The sequence below is a fragment of the Pseudarthrobacter albicanus genome, assembly GCF_018224015.1.
Classification (GTDB): Bacteria; Actinomycetota; Actinomycetes; order Actinomycetales; family Micrococcaceae; genus Arthrobacter; species Arthrobacter albicanus.
Genome location: NZ_JAGPOT010000113.1, coordinates 1 through 19542, shown reverse-complemented (window position 1 = coordinate 19542; position 19542 = coordinate 1). Strand labels below are relative to the sequence as shown.

Sequence of the window (19542 nt, the reverse complement as noted above, 5' to 3'; positions counted from 1 at the left end):
AGCGCCTCCAGGGCCTCGCGGTCCCCGTTGCGCAGTTCCAGTGCCTTTGCCAGATAAACCATGGGTCAAGTCTGACAAAAATTCATACCCAAAGGAATCAACGACACGCTACACTAGCGACTTGGTTGCTGTGGTCTCCCTAGTAAATTGGATGGCTTCCGGGTGCACACGAGTGGGCTCTACCCCTATTCGTTTGGTGACCACTGGCCAAATTAGCCAAAAAGGGCTGACTACTTGTACTGATTACCCGTTCCGAGACAGCACTACCTATTCATCGGGTGGAGGTCCTGGGCGGCATCCGGGGCGGGGGCACGGCATTCCCGACTGAAACAAGCCGATCTAGTGCGGCGACCGTAAACGTCCGGGGTGTTGGTCATGCCGCTCTCGGGGTGTCGTGCAGGCCCCGGCGGCGGCCGTTCTCGCTGCGGATGCGGGCGCGTTCGCGGCGTTGGGCGGCCAGCACGTCGGGGTGGCGGGCGTGGGCGTTGCGCCAGCGCAGGTATTCGTGCAGCCGGCGGGTCTGCACGACGTGGTTGGGGTGGTTGGAGTTGGCCAGGGTGAACTGGCGCAGGGGTCCGAAGTGCGCCTCGATCGGGTTGGCCAGGACGCGTAGGTCGGGGTGAAGCACAGCGTGACGCCGTGGCGTTCCGCCCCCCGGCGGACCCGCGGACCGTTGTGGGCGGAGAGATTGTCCAGGATCACGTACACCGGTTCCCCGTCCGGGCACGCGGCCCGGATGCTCTTGAGCGCGGTGAGAAACGGGAGAGGCTCCTCGCGCGTGCATGACGTCGAGAACCTGCCCTTAGAGGTTTCACGCCATCCGTGTTGCAGTAGCGGTTTCCCGGCGGGCGTTGCCGGACAGGCCGACCATCTACCGCAAGCCGTGTCGGATCACGCGGCAGGAGCCCACGGGGTCATTTACCTCCGTCAGAATGCTGCCATTTACCTCCAACAGTCACCCCATCTGTCTCCTGCAGCACGGATCTTTGTAGCGGAAACGGTCGTTTTAGACACAGGTGAGGGAGTCCCTATTCGGGAGGGCTACGGACGGGGGCTCCGGACACTACCGGCTGAGGATGGAATCGAGGGCCACGCCCACGGCATGGAGGTGCTCGCTCATGGCGGCACGGGCGCCGTCGGCGTCGCCGGTTTCGATGGTCTGGAGGATCCGCTGGTGCTCCCGGTCCGAGGCAAGCTGGCGGTCGACCACAATGTTGAGGGTTTCTGACTGATGGGCGAGTGCGTCGCGGATGTCGGCCGCGACACGTTCGAAGACCTTGTTGCCGCTGGCCCGGGCTATGGCTGCGTGGAAGCTGGAGTCCAGGCTGACCCAGGCCTCGGGATCGTCCTCGGCAGCCATGGCGGCCACGATGTCCCGCAGGCTGTCCAGTTCCTCAGCCGTGCGGCGCTGCGCAGCGAGCCCGGCGGCGGGCACCTCAATGTGGGGGCGCGCTTCCGTGAGGTCCCGGGCGGAGTAGGAGCCCAGGATGAGGTCCTTGGCCACCCGGTTGGCGACCACAAACGTGCCCTTGCCTGTCTTCGTGACGGTCAGGCCGAGTGCGTTGCAGGACCGCAGCGCCTCCTCGCCGTCGGCCCGGGTATTGGCCGTGACACTGCGGAGCTGACGTTCCTGGAACAGCTCGGCGGCGTAGGCGTAGTGCAAGGGGGGAATGTCGCTGAGGTAGATGCCGGCGATGGCGGGGGTTCCGCCGCGGTCGCCTGCGCCGGACCCAGGAGGTGTTCAAGACCAAGGTCGTCACCCGCGACACCATCAACGCCTTCTGCAAGCATTCGCGGATCAAGCAGTACCTCAAGGACGGACGCGCGCTGCGAATCGAAACCGTCGTGAACTCACCGGAAGACCTGGCCTGCCACCGACGCCTGGAACACCTCAACGAGCTGCAGAGAACAGCCCGTGACATCAATGCCCGCCTGCTCGATACTGAACATGTCCGGCAGGGCTGTGTCCTGGCGAGCCCAGCCTTTGAGCGGGTCGCACAGTCCACCCTCGCTGAGGACGGCAAGAGGGCCCCGGCCCTGCGGTTTGGTGACCCACGGGTCATGGCCCTGCTCGGAGCTTTCCGCGTAATCCTTTGCTCTCTCGGATTCACCCATCGGAGCCGCAATGGACTCATCGAACGCCAGTTCGTACCCGTTTCTCCCCTCTCTCCGGCTACTTCCCTGTGTAGGCATCGAATCCCGGAACGTGCGTCCCGCCGGCGAGTATCCACCAGAAGGGGTCGTCCCCGTCGAGGCGTCGCCTAAGGATCTCTTGTCCCCGGTCCGGGGCGGAAGCCCCACGGCTCACTTGAGTGCGTCGCCAGCGCGCAAGTTGCGAGGCGCCTGCCTGGAGCCAGTTGGAAACAACCATCGGTTCAGTTCCTTTCAAGTTGCCCTGGGGTATCCCTGCAGGGTTGCGTGGGGTGCAAGGTTGCGCACTCCGTCATGCATGGCGTCGTGACGGCTTGCTGAGCTACCAGTTCCGGCGGCCGTCTACGAGGCGCGGCAGTCCGAGTGGGTTTCCCTCGCGCAGGGCATCGGGCAGCAGGTGCTGCGGGAAGCCCTGGTACGCGACGGGTCGGAGGAAGCGTTCGATCGCGGCTGTGCCGACGGAGGTACTGCCAACAGCAGTCGTCGCCGGGTACGGTCCGCCGTGCTGCTGGGCATGGGTGACTGAGACGCCTGTGGGCCACTGGTTCCATACCACGCGCCCGGACTTGCGGGCGAGGACCTCCAGTAGCCCTTCAACCTTGCAGGATTCAGTGCCTTGGATCGTCGCGGTCAGCTGCCCCTCGAAGGTCTCGGCGAGCTCCGGGAGCTGGGACTCGTCGTCGTATGCCACCACCACGGCCGCCGGTCCGAAGCATTCTGTCTGCAGGGCTTGCGGCTCGGCAAGCACGTCCGCGGCCGTCGTGAGCAGGAGCGTGGGGCCGGGAGGGGCGCCCAGCGGCGTCGGGTCCTGAGCCAGGACGCGGATGCGGGGGTTGGTCTGCAGGCCAGCCAGCACCTCGGTGTAGCCGGACTGGATCCGTTCGTTGAGCAGTGGAGCGGCCGGCGGCAGCGTGGCAGTACGCAGCATCTCCACGACGCCCGAGCCGGCCGGTACGAACAGCATGCCGGGCTTAGTGCAGAACTGTCCGGCACCAAGTGTGAAGGACCCAAGGAACCCTTCGGCGATCTCCGCGCACCGCTCCGCGGCCGCGGCCTCGGTGACGAACGCCGGGTTGTTACTGCCCAGCTCACCGAAGAAGGGGATCGGTTCGGGCCGGGAGCTTGCGATGTCGAAGAGTGCCCGTCCCCCGGGGATTGAGCCGGTGAACGCACCGGCTTTTACCCGGACGTCTCGCAGCGCCCCGGAGCCCGCGGCGGTGCCGGCGATGAGGGCGAAGGTGCCCTCGGGCGCTCCGGCCGCGGCGAGGGCGGTTCTGACCACTTCACCGGTCATCCGGGAGAGGACAGGGTGCCCGGAATGGGCCTTGAGCAGCACCGGACTCCCTGCGGCGAGGGCGGAAGCGGTGTCACCGCCTGCCACCGAGAACGCGAAGGGGAAGTTGCTGGCTGCGAACACTACGACCGGGCCCAGGGGCACCAGCATGCGGCGCAGGTCTGGCCGGGGTGCGCCCATGGGCCAGTCGGCGTCGGCATGGTCGACACGGGCGTCCACGTAGGCGCCGTCTCGGAGTACTTCTCCGAAGAGGCGCAGTTGGAAGGTGGTGCGCTTCAGCTCGCCGCGGAGGCGGCCCTCGGACAGGTTGGTCTCGCGTTCGGCCACGGGGATCAGCTGGTCCCCTGCTGCGTCGAGGGCGTCCGCCACGCTGTCGAGCAGGGTGGCGCGTTCGGCTGGACGCAGGGCCGCCAGCTGCGCGGCGGCCGCGTGCGCGGCGGCGAGGAACGACTCAAGTTCGGCATCGGTGGTGGGCGTTACTGTGGCGGGGGTGGTCGGGGCGATCGCGGTCATGTGCGTGTCCTTCCGGGAAGGGGTCAGTGGTCTGGGGGTTTTAGCTGTCGGTTTCGAGCGAGGCGAGTTCGCCGATGCTGACGGGCGCGCCGAGCGGTCTCTTGGCAGCGTCGGACAGGGACTGAGCCGAGGCTGACACCCGTTGCCCGGCGGCGAGGCAGCCTGCGGCGAAGCCGCAGACCCGGCCCTGGCACCAGCCCATGCCGGCACGGGTGAACGATTTTAGGCTGCGGCTGTCGCGGGCCCCAAGGGTGTCCCGAGCCTCCGTGATCTGGCTGGCCGTGACCTCTTCGCATCGGCACACAGTCGTGTCGGGTGTGAGCCATTCCTGCCAAGCGGCGGGCACCGGGTGAGCGTGGTGCATGGCCTCGGCGAAGCGCCGATGCCGTGTGGCACGGGACGCGTCGGCTTTGTCCGCCGCGCGCTCCCGGGCTGCCGCCGCGCCTGCCGTGAGACCTTCAATTACGGCCAAGGATGCCCCTCCGACGCCGGTGACTTCCCCCGCCAGGAACAGTCCGGGGATGCTGGACTCCTGACGCTCATCGACGATGCCGACAAGGGAGCCGTCGGCGTCGAGCCTGGTATCGGCCCCGAGGGCTACGGGCAGTTCCATCTGGGGAGTGAAGCCCCAGCCAAAGCCGACCACATCGACGTCGTCGTAGACGCCTTCGGTGCCGGGGCGGACCCTGCCGTCGGCATCCACCTTGGCCGTCCGCACGCCTGAGGCACGGTCCTGGCCGAGGATCTCGGTGACGATGCTGCGGGTGCGGTACGGGATCCGGTGCCGGGCGAACACTGCTGCGTACTCGGCCCCCTCAAGGGCCTTCTCGGGAACTCCGGCGGCCGCGCGCAGATGCGGCAGCCATGCTGCCGGGGAGGAGGACTCGAGCACTGCGAGGACCTGGCCGCCGGCTTCCGCGATCCCGGCAGCTACCGGGAGCAGGAACGGGCCGGTGCCGGCGACGACGAATCTGCGACCTGGCAGCGTTCCGTTTCCTTTCAGGAAGGCCTGGATGCCTCCGGCGGCCATGACCCCGGGCAGCTCCCAGCCGGGGACCGGCAGCTGCCGGTCGTAGCCTCCCGGGCACAGCACCAGACGGCGCGCGACGACGGTGCCAGAGCCCGCTGGGCCGTTGCCGGCGCCGGAGCCCGCCGGGTCGTTGGTGGCGGCGTCTTCGGACCTGGCCCGGGCCACAGCTGGTGTCGTGTGCAGGGTGAAGCCGGCGTCGTTCTTCTCCGGCATCCAGACCTGGAGGCCGGGAAGGTAGATGATTTGCCCCCGGCGACGCGCCGCGTCGAAGCGGGCACGGAGGTCAACATAGCTGCGCCAGCCGTGGTGCCCGGAACCGTCCGGCTCCGGCACTACGGTCTCGGGGCGATGGCGCCAGAACTGCCCGCCCGGCTGGGCGCCGGCGTCCACAACTGCGACCAGGGCCCCTGCCTCGGCGGCCGCGACGGCCGCGGCCAGGCCGGCGGGTCCGGCACCCACGACGGCGACGTCAGCCTTCATGATGCTGCCAACCTTGCCGGGGCTCACTGCCGGTCTCCCTCAGCCTGCGGGTACGAGCCGTCAATCTGCATGCCATCACGTACTTCAACGAGGCACGCACGCTGGTTAGCCGCGCCGTCAACAGTGACAAGGCAGTCGAAGCACACGCCGATTCCGCAGAATAGCCCGCGCGGCCTCGCTCCCTTGCGAGTGCTCCGCCAGGCGGTGATGCCATGGGCCGCCAGGGCACCGCCGACGCTTTGGCCGGGTGCAGCCTTGAGCGGGCGGCCGTCGAAGCGGAGGGTTAGTTCAACGGTGGGCCCTCCGGGTGTCTCTGCCGCGCCCTGTGCCTGGGTGCTCATGCGGTGGCCTCCTCATGGTGTGCGGGGGTGGGGTCAGCCGGCGAGCCGAAGCGTGCCGGCGCGAAGGGGGAAAGGTCCAGATCAGGGGACTGGCCGCCGATGGCCTGGGCCAGGAGCTTGCCGGTTCCGGCGGACAGCCCGATCCCGGCGCCCTCGTGCCCGGCAGCGTGCCACAGCCCGGGGGCGCGATCGTCGTGTCCGATGACTGGTAGGTGGTCCGGGCAGTACGGGCGGAAGCCGTGGTAGTGGCGGATGGCCTTGACGTCTTCAAGAAATGGGAAGAGGGCGGTCGCGTTGCGGGCCAGCAGGCGCAGTGCGCTGGTGCTCACCGAGCGGTCGAAGCCCACGCGCTCCCGCGTCGAGCCGATCAGGATGTTGCCTCCGGGGGTGCTCTCAACCACCGGCGAGCCCTGCAGCCCGGCGTCTGAACTGCCGACGTTGTCGATGTATTCCGCCGCGTAGACCTTGTGGTGCACCATCGGCGGGAGCGGCTCGGTGACCATGACAAAGCCTCGTCTTGGCAGGACCGGAACGTTGACGCCAGCCAGGGCGGCGAGTTCGCCCGCCCAGGTGCCGGTGCAGTTCACGACGGCGCCGGCGGCGAAATCCCCTCGAGGGGTCCGCACGCCGGTCACGCGGTCGCCGCTGCGCAGGAACCCCGTCACGGGCGTCTCCGCCAAGAAGCGGACCCCGGCCTCGGTTGCGAGTCGGACTAGGTGTGCCGCGACGAGCATCGGCTGGACCTGGCAGTCCTCGCGGTAACTGGCCCCGCCAAGGGCCTCGGGGGAGATGTGCGGCTCTGCTTCCCGCAGCGCATCGCGGTCAAGCTCCTCGACGGCGACGCCGTAGCCGGTCTGGACGGTCATGACGCGGTGAAGGGAGGCGAGGCTGCTTTCGCGGGAGGCCACTATGATCCCGCCCTTGGACTCAAACTCCCAGAGCTTCTTGTGTTCGCTTAGGTCTCCGTGCCATACCGCCAGGGAGTAGCGTGTCAGTTCGAGTTCGGGGCCGAGTTCCTTGTCCGAGACCAGAATGTTCCCCTCGCATGCGGAGGAAGTCCCGCTGGCCGGCAGGCCCTTGTCCAGGACGGTGACGGTCAGGCCTTGTTGTGCGGCGAAGTACGCAGTGGCCGCGCCGATGACTCCGGCACCAATGACGAGTACGTCGCTGCTTGCGTTCATGGCCGTTGCTCCTGGGCTGGTTCTTCGTTCTCCCCGGTGGCCCAGAGGCCGCGGGCGTGGCCGATGTGGCGGCGCATGAGCTCGCGTGCCCCCGGTCCGTCGCCGGATTCGATGAGGTTGAGCAGCTCGTGGTGTTCTTGGGCCGAGTCGGCCAGGCGGTGGCTCTCGCTCAGAGTCTTGAGACCGTACATCCGGGTGCGCGCGCGAAGACTGGTCGCGAGCTCAACGAGCTGGTTGTTGCCGGTGTAGCGCAGAAGTTCGGCGTGGAAATCGCGGTCGGCGGCCAGGTATGAGGCCAGGTCCCCCTCCCGCGCCGCGTTGACGATGGCGTCTGCCATCGAGCGAAGTGTGGTGATGCCTGAGGGCGGGACGGTCCCAGCAATGTCGGCCATCACGGGAGGCTCAAGGAGCAGCCGGATCTCTGAGAGCTCGTCGAGCTCACGGTCGCTCATGCTGGTGATGCGGAATCCCTTGTTCTTCATCGTCTCGACCAGGCCTTCGCGGGTCAGATCCATCATGGCTTCCCGCACGGGCGTGGCCGAGACGCCGAAGGCCGCGGCCAGGGCGGGCGCAGAGTACAGGGTTCCCTCCTTGAGCGTGCCGGCGATGATGGCGGTGCGCAGAGACTCTGTGACGGATTCGCGCAGGCTGTACTGGCGGCCGAGGGGTGCTATCGGGAGTTCGTTGTTGACTGACACGGTGAGAACTCCTTGTGCGGTCTTCATGGCGTGCTTCCTCCTTCTTCATACACCACGGCAGCCGTGACGAGGTCTTCCCATGCCATGCCAACGCCGGCGTACAGGCACGGCCGGCCGGGCGTGCGATTAAACCGTCCGGCGACCAGGTCCTGAAGGTTGGCGGGACGGATGGCTTCCCACTCCTGGACGGTTCGGGCCGGGATAAGGTCCCCGGCCTCGCGCCAGGCCGAGGCGCGTCCCTCCACGACGACGTCGCTGCGGCGCACGAGTGCGGCGTCAACCTCGCGTGCGTCCAGTCCGTGCTGGCCCACCGCGGCGACCACGGCACCGGGGGCCACCAGGTTGCCGTCGAAGAGCGGAGTGCGCGAGGAGGTCGCGCAGAGCACGATGTCCGCGGCGGGCACCTGCGCGACGGTTCCCGGGCGGAGCTCGATGTCCTCGGTGGCCAGCTGCGCGATGAGCGCCTGCGCGCGCTCGGGGCGCTGGCCGACGACTGAAAACTTTGCATCAGGGATGACCGCGTGCGCCGCGCGAACGTGGTTGAGTGCCTGGACGCCGGCACCGAACACGAGCACGCGGGGAGTCTCGGGAGCGCCCCCGGGAGCGGCAGCCAGGATGTGCTTTACGGCCAGGATCGTGGTGGCAGGCGTGCGGACTGCGGTGAGTTCGTTGCCGTCCATCACGCCCAGCGGGGCCAGGGTGTCGGAGTCGACGAGGAGATAGACGCCTTGGATCTTCTCCAGTCCGCGCGCGGGGTTGCCCGGGGCAACGGTGAGGGCCTTGATGCCGCTGTAACTGCGGCCGACTGCCGGCATGAGGAGAAACTCCCCGCCCGGCGCAGGGCTGAAGAGCCTCGGGCTGTCCTCCTCCGGGTCCACGCCGTCCCTCAGGGCCCGCTCCAGGGCCGCGATCGCTGTCGTCCACGGGGCTGCCGCGCGCACGGCCGCCGCATCAAAGTAGGGAAGGCTCACAGCAGGAACCCCGCGGGAAACGGATCGGTGGGATCGAGGAAGTACTGCGCCGTGCCGGTCAGCCAGGCCCTGCCTGTCACCGTGGGGACGACGGCCGGCCGGCCGGCCACCTCGGTCTCCTCGATCAGCCTGCCGGTGAACCGCGAACCGATGTAGGACTCGTTGACGAAGTCGGCGCCCAGGGCGAGCTCGCCGCGGGCGTGCAGCTGAGCCATCCGGGCGCTGGTGCCGGTGCCGCACGGAGAGCGGTCGAACCAGCCGGGATGGATGGCCATGGCATGGCGGGAGTGCTCGGCGGTGGAACCGGGAGCCTCGAGGTAGACGTGGTGGCAGCCGCGGATGTCGGCACGCTCGGGGTGCACGGGCTCGTCCACGGCATTAATGGCGTCCATGATCGCGAGGCCCGCCTTGAGCAGGTCATCCTTGCGCGAGCGCTCAAAGGGCAGTCCGAGGCTGTCGAGGTTTACGATCGCGTAGAAGTTCCCGCCAAAGGCCAGGTCATAGGCTACGGTGCCGAAGCCGGGGACTTCCACCTTGGCATCGAGCCGGTCCACGTAGGAGGGAACGTTGCGCAGCGTGACGGACACCGCCCTCCCGTCCTCGACAGACACCTCGGCGATCACCAGGCCGGCCGGCGTGTCCAGCCGCACCGTCGTGATCGGCTCGACCACTTCCACCATGCCTGTCTCCACCAGCACGGTCGCGACGCCGATGGTGCCGTGCCCGCACATGGGCAGGAGCCCGGACACTTCAATGAAGAGGACGCCGAAGTCCGCATCCGGCCGGGTGGGGGGCTGCAGGATGGCACCGCTCATGGACGCGTGGCCGCGCGGCTCCGTCATGAGGAGCGTGCGGATCCAGTCACTGTGCTCCATGAACCACAGCCGGCGTTCGGCCATGGTGGCGCCGGGGATCGTTCCGATGCCGCCGGTAATGACGCGCGTGGGCATGCCTTCGGTGTGCGAGTCTACGGCGTGGAAGATGCGGTTCGTTCTCATGGAGTACTCCTTTGGTTCCGGCAGTGTCGGCTCCCGGTGCGACGGCGCACGCCGCACCGGGAGGACGGGTTGAACTGGTGCTACTTGTAACCCTTGGCGAGGGCGGCCTCGGTGTCGCGGATGACGGCGTCGCGCACCGCGGCAGCCAGCGGTCCGCGCGGCGGGCGGCACGTGCCGCCGCGCAGGCCCACGACGTCCATGGACAGTTTGATGGACTGGACGAATTCCGTCTTGCTGTCCCAGCGCAGCAGGGAGTGCAGATCACGGTAGATCTCACGGGCGCGCTCCAGATCCGAGACATCGCCTGAGGTGGAGAGCCGGTAGAGCTCGACGGTGGACTCCGGAATTGCGTTGGGGTAGCCGGCTACCCAACCGACGGCACCGGCCAGGCCCATCTCGACTACGGTGTCGTCCGTGCCGATGAGCAGATCGACCTCGGGGGCGAGCTCCTTGATTTCGTAGGCGCGGCGCACATCGCCGGTGAATTCCTTGACGCCGACAATGAGGCCTTCGCCGTGAAGACGGGCGATGAGCTGCGGGGTCAGGTCCACCTTGGTGTCGATGGGATTGTTGTACGCCACGATGGGCAGCCCGACGGCGGCGGCGCGGCGGTAGTGGTCCACCACCTCGTCGTCGTTGGCCCGGTATGCGTTCGGAGGGAGCAGCATCAGCGCGCTGGCTCCGGCCTCGGCGGCCTGCTCCGCCCACTTCAGCGTCTGCAGCCCTCCGTAGGCGCCCACTCCTGCCATGACGGTGAATCCCTCGGGTGCCGCCTCGACCGCCGTCGTGATGACGCGGGCGCGCTCTTCCTCGCTCAGTGTCTGGTATTCGCCCAGGGAGCCGTTGGGGGCCACACCGTCGCAGCCTGCATTGGCCAGGAACCGGACGTGCTCGGCATAGGCGTCGTAGTCGATGCTCAGGTCGTCCTTGAACGGCAGTGCTGTCGCGACGAGTACGCCGTGCCAGGGCTTGCGGGTTTCGGTCATGATCATGTCCTTTCGTAGGGCACACGCGGCGCCGTCATTGTGCTGCCGTGAGCTTCCTCACAGCCAATCTACCATGTGACATTGCACAGGTGGTCTATATTTGGTGCCGGGCCGAAGCCCGGCACCCTGGGTAGGTCGCGGGTCAGCTTGCGGGAACCACGTACTGCTTCGAGGCAACCTTCGCGAGCCCCTCGGACAGGCCGGCGTCGGTCAGGAGCTTGGTGATGGTGCCATCCGCGCGCTGTGCGGTGATGCCGGCGTCGAGCGCCTCGCGCAGGCTCTTGTTGCCCTTGGTCATCGGGAAAGCGGCCTCGGGTGCGTTGGCGATTGCCCCCACCCGCGGGTCCGGCTTTTCATTCGAAAGCGCAACCTTGACGCCGGCGGCGCCCTTGAACTGGAGCACCTGCACGCCATAGGCGTCGACGTCCGCGTCGAGGCGGCCGGCGTCGAAGTCGGCCTTCAGCTCAACACTGCTCGGGTAGGTGACAAGCTTGTCGCCAAGGATCTTCTTGAGGTCCTCAACCCACAGATAGCCGTCGATCGTGCCCACCTTGTTCATCTTCTCGAGGTCCGTGACTGTGGTGGCGCCGGTCTTCGAGGCGAGGCCCATGCCGTCCAGATATGTGGAGGCGGAGAAGTCGACGGCCTTGAGGCGCTTCTCGGTTGCGTCGATCGTGCCGACTGCCAGGTCGATGTTGCCACCGGAAATGGACTGCACGGCATCCGCGTAAGTGGCCTGCTGGTAGGCAGGTTCGAGGCACTCGTCCTTGGCGATCTTGTTGACGATCGCGATGTCGATGCCGTTGGGCTTGCCGCTGTTGTAGCTGCTGAAGGGCGGGATATCGATGACGCCCACCGTGAGCTTGCCCGGGGCGACGGTCTGGATTCCCGAATGCTGGGGTGTGCACGACGCTGTGCTCGCATTCGTGGATCCGCCGCACGCCGTCAGGGCGAGGCCGAGAGTTATCGCGGTGGCAGTCAGGATGCCGGCACTCTTGAGGGGGTGCGTTTTCATGGTTTCTCCTGGGTGTGTTGGGGATGGTGCGGAGTATGGGGGGTGGAACGGTCAGGTGTGGCGGGCCATGCGCTTCTCGAAGAAGACGGTGATCCACGTGGCCGGCATGGAGATGACGGCGTAGCAGAGGCCAGCGAGGGTGAAGATTTGGAGGTAGTTGAAGTCCTGGCTGCCGATGTTGTAGGCCGTCTTCATCAATTCAGGGACGGCGATGCCGTAAGCCAGCGACGTGCCTTGGAAGACCTGGATCGCGACGCCCATCAGTCCGGGGATCGCTGACCGCATGCCTTGCGGCATGATGACCCGGAAGAAGGTGACGCGCTGCGACAGACCCAGGGCGTTGGAGGCCTCCTGCTGTCCGCGGGCCACGGACTGGAGGCCCGCCCGCATGATCTCGCTCGAGTACGCTGCCGAGTTCCAGGTGAGGGCGAGGCATGCGGCTGTGACGCTCTCGAATGCGATCCCGAACTTCGGCAGGCCGTAGTAGAAGAGGTAGAGGATCACCAGGGCCGGTGCGCCGCGGCCAATCTCGACGACGGCGAGTCCGAGCGTACGGACGGCCAGGTTCTTGGCGGTCACCATGAGGCTGAGGCCCAGACCCAGTGGATAGCCGAAGAGGATTGAGATGCCTGCGATCAGGAGACTGACGCCGAGGCCGGACATCATCTGCGGGAGGTAGCCCACCCATTCTGTAAGCCAGGTCATGCGTAGATGGCCTTCCTCATGCGGGAGTCGAGTCGACGGGACAGATAGGCGACCGGCAGGCTAAGCACGATGTAGAGGACGCCCACGATGATGTAGGGCAGGATCCCCTCGACCGTGGGGTGCTGCCGTGCGAAGGCCTGGGACTGGAACACCATCTCGGTGACGATGATCGTCGATGCGATCGAGGAATCCTTGAGCAGGCCGGTCAGGTAGGTCGCGATGGATGGGGATACGATGCGGAAAGCCTGCGGGGCCAGCACGCCGTAGAACGTGTCGGCCGGGGCCAGCCCCAGGGCGTGCGACGCCTCGCCTTGACCTCGGGGGACAGACTGCAGGCCGCCGCGAAGGATCTCGGCAAGATAGGCCACGGAGACGATCCCGAGGCCGACGATCGCCGCGCCGACCGGGTTGAACTTGAAGGTGCCGATCTGGATGCCGAACTTGAGCAGGAACAGCCACACGATGATCGGCACTCCGCGGACAAGGTCGACGAAGAGCCGGGAGGCCAGCCTCACCGGCAAGTTTGATGATGACAGGCCGAGGGCGAGGGGAACGGCACCGACAATGCCGATGGCAAACGCCGACAGCGTCAGCCCCAGGGTCATGGGCAGCCCCTGCAGGACGGCGGAGAGCGCATCCATGTCAGCGCTCCAGCACGGCGCGCAGGAAGCGGCGGGTCCGGGCCTCCTGGGGATCACTCATGACGGCCCGCGGATCGCCTTGCTCGATGATCTTGCAGTCGGCCATCACGACGAGCGTGTCCGAGACATCACGGGCGAACTGCATCTCGTGGGTTACGACGATCATCGTCATCCCGTCTGCCGCCAGCTCGCGCATCACAGCCAGGACCTCCAGGCCCACCTCGGGATCGAGGGCTGAAGTCGGTTCATCGAAGAGCATGATGCCGGGGTCCAGGGCCAGAGCCCGCGCGATGGCAATGCGTTGCTGCTGACCTCCGGAGCACCGGCCAGGGTGCTGGCCCGCTTTCTCCTTCAGGCCGACGCGCTCAAGCAACTGCATCGAACGCTCATCGGCTTCTTCCCTGCTGCGGCCGAGGACCTTCTGCTGCGGAAAGCTGATGTTCTTCAGGGCGGACATGTGCGGAAAGAGGTTGAAGGACTGAAAAACCATGCCGACCGTGCGCCGGAGGGCGGCAAGGTCCCGGGCATTGACGTCTTTACCAGGCTGAATGGTGTGTTCGGCCACCTGAATGGTGCCGGAATCCGGCCGTTCCAGGAGATTGATGCACCGAAGGAATGTGCTCTTTCCTGCACCTGAGGGCCCAATGAGCGCCGTTACCGTCCCGGGCTCGACGTGCAGGGAGACATCGTCAAGGACGATGTGGTCGCCGTAGCGCTTTGAGATATTGTCCAGCTTGATGCCGGTACGGGGGGCGAGCTTGCCGTTCGCGATTTCTGAAAGGGTCATAGCGATCTTTCATGTGTGGACTAGGTAAACACCGCCTCTGTGGGCCATGTCACATCATATGTGCAATGGTACATAACACTGTTGGGTTTGGGAAGACGTTTTTTAGCCTTGGTGATCCCCGGTCGGCCAGATGATTTTTTTGGTCGGGTGGTTACACTTTGGGGCAGCCGGACATTAACAGGGCATGAGCCTACAAACAGTCCGGAAGGAACGAGTGGATTTGGAGCGGGAGAAACGGTTTATGGCCGCGCATGCTGCCGGCCACGACCGCATCTACCGCTATTTCCGCCGTCGAACAGAAAACGCCGCTACCGCCGAAGATCTTTGTGCCGAGGTCTTCAGGATTGCCTGGGAGAAAACAGGTCAGGACGGCAGCCTCTCGGTCATGGTTCTCTTTGGCATAGCGAAAAACGTGCTGGGCAACCATGGCCGGTCTGCTGTCCGGTCCGCCAGCCTCCTCGGTGCCCTTCAGCTAGAGCGGAACCACGATGGCCGCACCGATGGATCCCCGGTCCATGAAGCCCTGAGTCAGCTCCGTCCTGACGACCGCGAGGTGCTGCTCCTGACCTATTGGGACGGCTTCAGCTCCACAGAGGTCTCCGACCTGCTTAACACCAGCGCCACGGCGGTCAGGATGCGCCTGCACCGGGCCCGCAAGGCACTGAGCAACCTACTTCAGACACAGACGCAGCCAGAGGGAGCAGCAAGATGAGCAAAACCACGATGTCCGGTAGCCTCGAGCGCCGGCTTGCCTCTGCCGATCCGGGAGGCTCCGTCACCGAAGCTGAACTGGCCAGGAGTGGGGCCAGGTCACTGTCATTCCTGATTCCCGATGCCGGCGCGGCGCCTCATGAGCAGCTCCCCGCCGGCCAGCTGGATGGCCCGCAGACGCCTGTCGAAGACGGGCCCGTTGTTGTTTCGCTGTCCTCGCGCCGTCCTCGTCGGTTCGTACGCAGGACGCTCCTGCTCTCCGCAGCCGCTGCTGCCGTTCTCGCGGGCGTCCTGGTCGCCGCAGACGTACTGGTCCCCGGTGCGCAGCCCGGTGCCACTGCACAGGCGGCCGAGGTCCTCAGCAATGCGGCGGCCGCCACGATCAAGACCTCAGACCCGGTCGTGAAGACGGGCCAGTACCTGAAGATTGACACGAAAGCCGTCTACAGCACAGGTACGGTCACCCCCGACGGAACGCAGCTGGCTTGGCTGGTTAGGACCGGCGGCCAGGTCTATGTCCCGGCGGACCGGAATGGAGAATGGATCTGGAACCGTGAAGACCGCGTCCCTGACACGTTCTTCAGTGCAGCCGCAAAAGCCGAAGCGACCACGAGGCCAAAATCACTCACCAACAAAAACGTGAGTCTGGCCGGGATCCAGCGTGCCCCGCGCGGCGCCTTTTACGGCAACGGGCAGACCGTCATCAATGGAATGCCACTTGACGAGGGAATCAGGACTTTTCCCCGGGATCCTAAGGCACTCCTGGCTTTGATCTATGAACGGACGAAGGGCGCCGGCCCATCGCCGGAGGAAGAAGCGCTGATCACCATCGCGGATACGCTGCGCACCGGAGTCATCCCCGCAGACCTGCGGGCCGCGCTCTACAAATCGGCGGCGCTCATCCCCGGGATCACTGTCGTGGACCGGCAGGCAACCCTTGACGGCAGGACGGGCGTCGCGATCGGAATGGAAGGCCCCGACGGTGGTGGCCGGACGGACATCATTATCGATCCTGCAACCGGTCTGCTGATCGGCGAACGAAACGTCACGCTGAAAGCCACCGCTGACTTCCCAGCCGGAACGGCGACATCCTGGACGTCGGTTGCAACCTCAGTGGTCGATTCTGCGCCCTAACAGCCGCTGAAACCACCGGAAGACCTCCCGGGAGCACGAGCTCCCGGGAGGTCTTCTCGCAGCATCTTGGTCCGGCCCCCGGGAAAGTGTCTGAGCCCGCGACACGACCAGATCAGTCTGAAGCGAAGCTGGCGTTCCACTATTCACTCAGTGTATAGATAGGGGCGTGAACAACTCACTCACCCTGCTGGGCCTCCTGAGCCGCGAGCCCAGCTATGGCTACGACCTCAAGCACTCCTATGACCGGTACTTCGGAGCAGGGAAGGCTTTGGCCTTCGGGCAGGTGTATTCCACCCTGGCCCGGATGGTCCGTGACGAGCTGATCCGCGCCCTGGGTGAGGAGACCGGCGGCGGCCCGGACCGCAAGAAGTACGAGATCACCGTTGCCGGCCAGGACAAGGTCCGCGAATGGCTGTTCACTCCCGACGTTCCCTCGGAATCCCTGCAAAGCAACCTCTTTGCCAAGACCGTGATCGCCCTGCTGCTCGACGACGACGCCGACCGGCTGCTCGACGTGCAGCGCGGCGAGCACATGGCCCGGATGCGTGAACTGACCCGGCTCAAGCGCGACGCCGATCTGCTGCGGATCCTGATGTGCGACCACGGCCTGTTCCACATTGAAGCCGACCTGCGCTGGATCGACCTCACCAGCGCCCGCCTGACACAACTCAAGAAGGAGCTTCAGAGCGCATGAGCCCGATTGACACCACTGCACCCATCCTCAGCGCCCGCGGCCTGCACCACTCCTTCGGGCAGACCGAGGCATTGCGGGGCATCGACCTCGACGTCCACGCAGGGGAGGTGCTCGCCGTCATGGGCCCGTCCGGATCGGGCAAGTCCACGCTGCTGCACTGCCTGGCCGGCGTTCTTGTCCCCGACGGCGGCACGGTGACCTACCGTCCCGCCGGGCGGTCCCCGATGGAGACCAGCTCCCTCGATGAGCCGAAACGGGCCCGGCTGCGGCTGACCGACTTCGGGTTCGTCTTCCAGTTCGGCCAGCTGCTGCCGGAGCTCACGGCGGCGGATAACGTCAGCATCCCGCTGCTCCTGGCCGGGACCAGGCGGCCGGAGGCGCTGCGCCGGTCCACGGATCTGCTCGAACGCCTCGGCCTGGGCGGGCTGGGCGCCAAGCTGCCCGGTGAACTGTCCGGAGGCCAGGCCCAGCGCGTCGCCGTTGCCCGTGCGCTGGTGACGTCCCCTGCCGTGTTGTTCGCCGACGAGCCCACGGGTTCGCTGGATTCCCTCGCCGCAGAGAACGTGCTGACGCTCATGCTCGAGCTGGTCCGCGAAGCGGGCACGACGGTGGTGATGATCACCCACGATGCGCGCACCGCCGCATATGCGGACCGGGAAGTGATGGTGCGCGACGGCGCAATCGGCGCCGGCTACCGGGTGTCCGCATGAATCCGGCCGTCCTGAAAATCGCACTGCTGGGCAGTAGGTCTTCGTTGGGTCGGATGGCCGGCATTGGCGGCGGTGTGGCAATCGGTGTGTGCCTGGTGCTTCTGCTGTGGAGCGCCGCCAACGGGCTGGCGCAGCGCGACGCTCGGGGTGCGTGGCTGCGGGAGATGGGCCAGGCCTCGGCTACTGTTCCGCTGGCAGCCGACGGACGCACGGTCAACGGACCTCTGGAACCGATACCCCTGACGCCGGAGAGGATTCTGCTGGGATTCCCGGTGGACGTCTTCCGTGACCATTCCATCAGCCGCCGCGACATCGCGGCGCTCCCCACCACCACCGTGAAGCTACCGGGCATCGACGCCCCGCCGGCCCCGGGACAGTACTACGCCTCACCCGCACTCCAGAGACTGATCGAATCGACCCCGGCCGAAGAGCTGGGGGACCGGTACGGAAAGTTCGTCGGCATCATCGATGACTCGGCCGTCCCCGGGCCCGACGCTTTGGTGGTCATCACCGGCGTAACGGAGGCCCAGCTCCGTCAGGGTCCGGCGGCAATGCTCGTCACCGAGTTCACGACCAACCCCTACGGCGAGAGTGCCAGCTTGTACCGGACGGCTTTGTTGGTGGGCGGAATCGCGGTACTTTTCCCGGTGCTGCTGCTGGTCAGCATCGCGACCGGCCTGGGTGCAGCCCAGCGCCGGGAACGCTTCGCGACCCTTCGCCTGATCGGCGCTTCGCCACGGCTCGTCTCAGGCATGGCGGCCGTCGAGACGGCCGTCCCCAGCCTGGCCGGCGCCCTGCTCGGCGTCATCCTGGCTGGTGCCTTACGGCCGGCCGCCGCTCAAATACCCGTCAATGGCTTGCGGATGTTCCTCGCGGATTTCACCTTCGAGGCGGGATTCGCCGTGATTGTCGTCGTGCTCGTGGTGGTGGCCTCCGCGCTGGTGGCGGCGGCCCGCACCGCCAGGAGCGGAATTGGCCCGCTGGGGGTTACACGGGCCATGCACGAGAAAACTCCCACCGCGTGGCGGGCCGTGCCGTTGCTGGCCGGACTGGCGTGCATGGCAACCGGAACCGTACTGACCAGGATCGATTCGGACGGCAATCCGTGGACTTCCCCGCTGCTGATCGGCGGATTCGCGCTGACCTCGGTCGGCATCGTGACCATTGGCCCGTGGCTGACCCGTATCGTCAGCACCATCGGGTTATGCCGGGCGCGTAGCGCATCAACGGTCATTGCCGCCAGCCGGATCCGCCGGACCCCCGTGGCAGTTTTCCGTTCGGTGTCAGGGCTGGTCATTGCCGTGTTCATGGTCTCCGTCTTCGCCGGAGGTATCAGCGCCATTGGAACCGTTGAAACGCATCAGGCCCGTCCCGGGCTGCTCCTGCCCACGAGCGTCTATGCAACTCTGGCGCCCGGCTACACTCCGGGCCAGGTGTCGGCCGTGGCCCGGAGCGCCAAGGAACGTGCCGGAATCCGCGATGCCACCATCGGCTACGCCCGGACGGCCCTCGGCCGGGGGGACACCATGGACATCTATATTGCGGCCGCCGATGCGCCATCGCTCGGTTTCGAGGAGCCCCAGGCGGGGAAAATCGTGGCCTTCGACGCGTCGTTCCTGAACTCATGGACCACCACGCCGGTCCCTCTGACGGCCGCGCCGGTCGATAACTTGGAGGGGCTGGTTCCGGTAGTGATGGTGGTCAGTACCGACGGGACGCCCGAGGCCATTGACCGGGCGCGCACGTCCCTGAACACGTCGGGCGCGACGGGCATGCCTGCCACCTCACGCGCGGACACCGCAACGATGAGCAACACCCGGCTGATCCAGGGATTGGCGGCACTTGCCTACATTGGTGTCTTGGTGGCCGTCGTCATCGCGGGAATCTCCCTCGCCGTGTCCACCGCGGCAGCGATCCTGGACCGCAAACGCGTCCTCGGCCTGATGCGGCTGATGGGCATGCCCGTGTCCGTCCTGCGCAAGGTCATTGTTCAGGAGGCCGCGGTGCCCCTCCTGGCCGTTTTGCTGGTATCGGTCGGGCTCGGGTTCTTCGTCGCCTGGCTCATGATCACCTCATTCGGTGGCGGCAGGACCATCACCTGGCCCAGCACCGAGTACTGCGCCGCACTGTCCCTCAGCCTCCTGCTCGCCCTGGCCGCGGTGACAGCCACCTTCGGTCTCATCCGCCCAAACACGGCTATCGCGGCCACGCGATTCGAATAAATCCGCAGTCCGAAAGAGCTCTTGCCCATTTGTGCCAGAAGGCCCCGACCAGGAAATCCGGTCGGGGCCTCACCTGCCGCTTCGTTGGCAAGTCTCACATCCTTGAAGCTGGGACTGTCAGCAACGGACTAACCCCAATGCCGTTCGGTTAGGCGCCGGAATTCAGCGTCAAGTCCCACCGCGTCGGCGTGTTCTCCGGGAAAAGAGGTGTGGCTCCTGTTGAAGTAGTTCGGTCCTCCAAGACTGATCTACCCCCACGGGAGCCACGATGTCCGATTCT

Annotated in this window: 20 protein-coding genes; 5 read left to right on the top strand and 15 right to left on the bottom strand. The window is 66.4% G+C overall.

Annotation, left to right across the window (positions count from 1 at the left end; translation table 11 throughout):
* Positions 1 to 373: 373 nt before the first annotated feature.
* The 15 genes from J9611_RS22155 to J9611_RS19395 all read right to left on the bottom strand — a co-directional run bounded on the left by J9611_RS22155 (position 374) and on the right by J9611_RS19395 (position 13791).
* On the bottom strand, positions 374 to 628 hold the full coding sequence (locus J9611_RS22155; protein ID WP_246528075.1) for a hypothetical protein: 255 nt from the start codon (positions 626 to 628) through the stop codon (positions 374 to 376).
* A 435-nt stretch (positions 629 to 1063) separates the two neighbouring features.
* On the bottom strand, positions 1064 to 1639 hold the full coding sequence (locus J9611_RS19460; RefSeq protein ID WP_246528079.1) for a FadR/GntR family transcriptional regulator: 576 nt from the start codon (positions 1637 to 1639) through the stop codon (positions 1064 to 1066).
* Positions 1640 to 1851: 212 nt separating this feature from the next.
* Positions 1852 to 2115: a hypothetical protein gene (locus J9611_RS19455; protein WP_211882702.1), complete on the bottom strand. Its 264-nt coding sequence runs from the start codon at positions 2113 to 2115 to the stop codon at positions 1852 to 1854.
* Between the two features lie 358 nt (positions 2116 to 2473).
* The gene (locus tag J9611_RS19450; RefSeq protein ID WP_211882701.1) at positions 2474 to 3958 is read right to left on the bottom strand and encodes an aldehyde dehydrogenase (NADP(+)); all 1485 of its coding nucleotides are present in this window, start codon (positions 3956 to 3958) and stop codon (positions 2474 to 2476) included.
* A 40-nt stretch (positions 3959 to 3998) separates the two neighbouring features.
* On the bottom strand, positions 3999 to 5495 hold the full coding sequence (locus J9611_RS19445; protein ID WP_307857162.1) for an FAD-dependent oxidoreductase: 1497 nt from the start codon (positions 5493 to 5495) through the stop codon (positions 3999 to 4001).
* Positions 5492 to 5809 (bottom strand): (2Fe-2S)-binding protein, encoded by a 318-nt coding sequence (locus tag J9611_RS19440; RefSeq protein ID WP_211882700.1) that lies wholly within the window; start codon positions 5807 to 5809, stop codon positions 5492 to 5494. Before J9611_RS19440 ends, J9611_RS19445 begins: the two co-directional genes overlap by 4 nt.
* Entirely contained in the window at positions 5806 to 6990 is a 1185-nt protein-coding gene (locus tag J9611_RS19435) for an NAD(P)/FAD-dependent oxidoreductase (protein ID WP_211882699.1), read from the bottom strand. The genes J9611_RS19440 and J9611_RS19435 overlap by 4 nt, the downstream gene beginning before the upstream one ends.
* Complete coding sequence (locus tag J9611_RS19430) at positions 6987 to 7715, bottom strand: GntR family transcriptional regulator (RefSeq protein WP_211882698.1); 729 nt, start codon at positions 7713 to 7715, stop codon at positions 6987 to 6989. The genes J9611_RS19435 and J9611_RS19430 overlap by 4 nt, the downstream gene beginning before the upstream one ends.
* On the bottom strand, positions 7712 to 8659 hold the full coding sequence (locus J9611_RS19425) for an ornithine cyclodeaminase family protein (protein WP_211882697.1): 948 nt from the start codon (positions 8657 to 8659) through the stop codon (positions 7712 to 7714). The genes J9611_RS19430 and J9611_RS19425 overlap by 4 nt, the downstream gene beginning before the upstream one ends.
* The gene (locus tag J9611_RS19420) at positions 8656 to 9657 is read right to left on the bottom strand and encodes a proline racemase family protein (protein WP_211882695.1); all 1002 of its coding nucleotides are present in this window, start codon (positions 9655 to 9657) and stop codon (positions 8656 to 8658) included. Before J9611_RS19420 ends, J9611_RS19425 begins: the two co-directional genes overlap by 4 nt.
* A gap of 80 nt (positions 9658 to 9737) precedes the next feature.
* Positions 9738 to 10643 carry a dihydrodipicolinate synthase family protein gene (locus J9611_RS19415; RefSeq protein ID WP_211882692.1) on the bottom strand — a complete coding sequence of 302 codons (906 nt, stop codon included), beginning with the start codon at positions 10641 to 10643 and terminating at the stop codon, positions 9738 to 9740.
* A gap of 142 nt (positions 10644 to 10785) precedes the next feature.
* On the bottom strand, positions 10786 to 11658 hold the full coding sequence (locus tag J9611_RS19410; protein WP_211882690.1) for a substrate-binding periplasmic protein: 873 nt from the start codon (positions 11656 to 11658) through the stop codon (positions 10786 to 10788).
* 51 nt (positions 11659 to 11709) lie between these two features.
* On the bottom strand, positions 11710 to 12363 hold the full coding sequence (locus J9611_RS19405) for an amino acid ABC transporter permease (RefSeq protein ID WP_211882688.1): 654 nt from the start codon (positions 12361 to 12363) through the stop codon (positions 11710 to 11712).
* Positions 12360 to 13004, bottom strand: a complete 645-nt coding sequence (locus J9611_RS19400) for an amino acid ABC transporter permease (protein WP_211882686.1) — start codon at positions 13002 to 13004, stop codon at positions 12360 to 12362. Before J9611_RS19400 ends, J9611_RS19405 begins: the two co-directional genes overlap by 4 nt.
* 1 nt (position 13005) lies before the next feature.
* A complete protein-coding gene (locus J9611_RS19395; protein WP_211882684.1) occupies positions 13006 to 13791 on the bottom strand; it encodes an amino acid ABC transporter ATP-binding protein in 786 nt (261 codons plus the stop codon).
* Between the two features lie 214 nt (positions 13792 to 14005).
* Here J9611_RS19395 and J9611_RS19390 point away from each other — a divergent pair, with 214 nt between their 5' ends.
* From J9611_RS19390 to J9611_RS19370, 5 genes are all read left to right on the top strand, one after another.
* The gene (locus J9611_RS19390; protein ID WP_211882682.1) at positions 14006 to 14503 is read left to right on the top strand and encodes an RNA polymerase sigma factor; all 498 of its coding nucleotides are present in this window, start codon (positions 14006 to 14008) and stop codon (positions 14501 to 14503) included.
* Positions 14500 to 15636 (top strand): CU044_5270 family protein, encoded by a 1137-nt coding sequence (locus J9611_RS19385; protein WP_211882680.1) that lies wholly within the window; start codon positions 14500 to 14502, stop codon positions 15634 to 15636. Before J9611_RS19390 ends, J9611_RS19385 begins: the two co-directional genes overlap by 4 nt.
* A gap of 166 nt (positions 15637 to 15802) precedes the next feature.
* Positions 15803 to 16330 carry a PadR family transcriptional regulator gene (locus J9611_RS19380; RefSeq protein WP_211882678.1) on the top strand — a complete coding sequence of 176 codons (528 nt, stop codon included), beginning with the start codon at positions 15803 to 15805 and terminating at the stop codon, positions 16328 to 16330.
* Complete coding sequence (locus tag J9611_RS19375) at positions 16327 to 17040, top strand: ABC transporter ATP-binding protein (protein WP_211882676.1); 714 nt, start codon at positions 16327 to 16329, stop codon at positions 17038 to 17040. The genes J9611_RS19380 and J9611_RS19375 overlap by 4 nt, the downstream gene beginning before the upstream one ends.
* A 74-nt stretch (positions 17041 to 17114) precedes the next feature.
* Positions 17115 to 19262, top strand: coding sequence for an FtsX-like permease family protein (locus tag J9611_RS19370; protein ID WP_307857161.1), 2148 nt, complete (start codon positions 17115 to 17117; stop codon positions 19260 to 19262).
* Positions 19263 to 19542: the final 280 nt, after the last annotated feature.

Bases quoted from the DNA above. Each gene is read 5' to 3' on its own strand.
- J9611_RS19435 (WP_211882699.1), bottom strand. From the start codon at position 6,990: ATGAACGCAAGCAGCGACGTACTCGTCATTGGTGCCGGAGTCATCGGC.
- J9611_RS19420 (WP_211882695.1), bottom strand. From the start codon at position 9,657: ATGAGAACGAACCGCATCTTCCACGCCGTAGACTCGCACACCGAAGGC.
- J9611_RS19410 (WP_211882690.1), bottom strand. From the start codon at position 11,658: ATGAAAACGCACCCCCTCAAGAGTGCCGGCATCCTGACTGCCACCGCG.
- J9611_RS19440 (WP_211882700.1), bottom strand. From the start codon at position 5,809: ATGAGCACCCAGGCACAGGGCGCGGCAGAGACACCCGGAGGGCCCACC.
- J9611_RS19395 (WP_211882684.1), bottom strand. From the start codon at position 13,791: ATGACCCTTTCAGAAATCGCGAACGGCAAGCTCGCCCCCCGTACCGGC.
- J9611_RS19415 (WP_211882692.1), bottom strand. From the start codon at position 10,643: ATGACCGAAACCCGCAAGCCCTGGCACGGCGTACTCGTCGCGACAGCA.
- J9611_RS19375 (WP_211882676.1), top strand. From the start codon at position 16,327: ATGAGCCCGATTGACACCACTGCACCCATCCTCAGCGCCCGCGGCCTG.
- J9611_RS19430 (WP_211882698.1), bottom strand. From the start codon at position 7,715: ATGAAGACCGCACAAGGAGTTCTCACCGTGTCAGTCAACAACGAACTC.
- J9611_RS19400 (WP_211882686.1), bottom strand. From the start codon at position 13,004: ATGGATGCGCTCTCCGCCGTCCTGCAGGGGCTGCCCATGACCCTGGGG.
- J9611_RS19405 (WP_211882688.1), bottom strand. From the start codon at position 12,363: ATGACCTGGCTTACAGAATGGGTGGGCTACCTCCCGCAGATGATGTCC.
- J9611_RS19450 (WP_211882701.1), bottom strand. From the start codon at position 3,958: ATGACCGCGATCGCCCCGACCACCCCCGCCACAGTAACGCCCACCACC.
- J9611_RS19385 (WP_211882680.1), top strand. From the start codon at position 14,500: ATGAGCAAAACCACGATGTCCGGTAGCCTCGAGCGCCGGCTTGCCTCT.
- J9611_RS19455 (WP_211882702.1), bottom strand. From the start codon at position 2,115: ATGGGTGAATCCGAGAGAGCAAAGGATTACGCGGAAAGCTCCGAGCAG.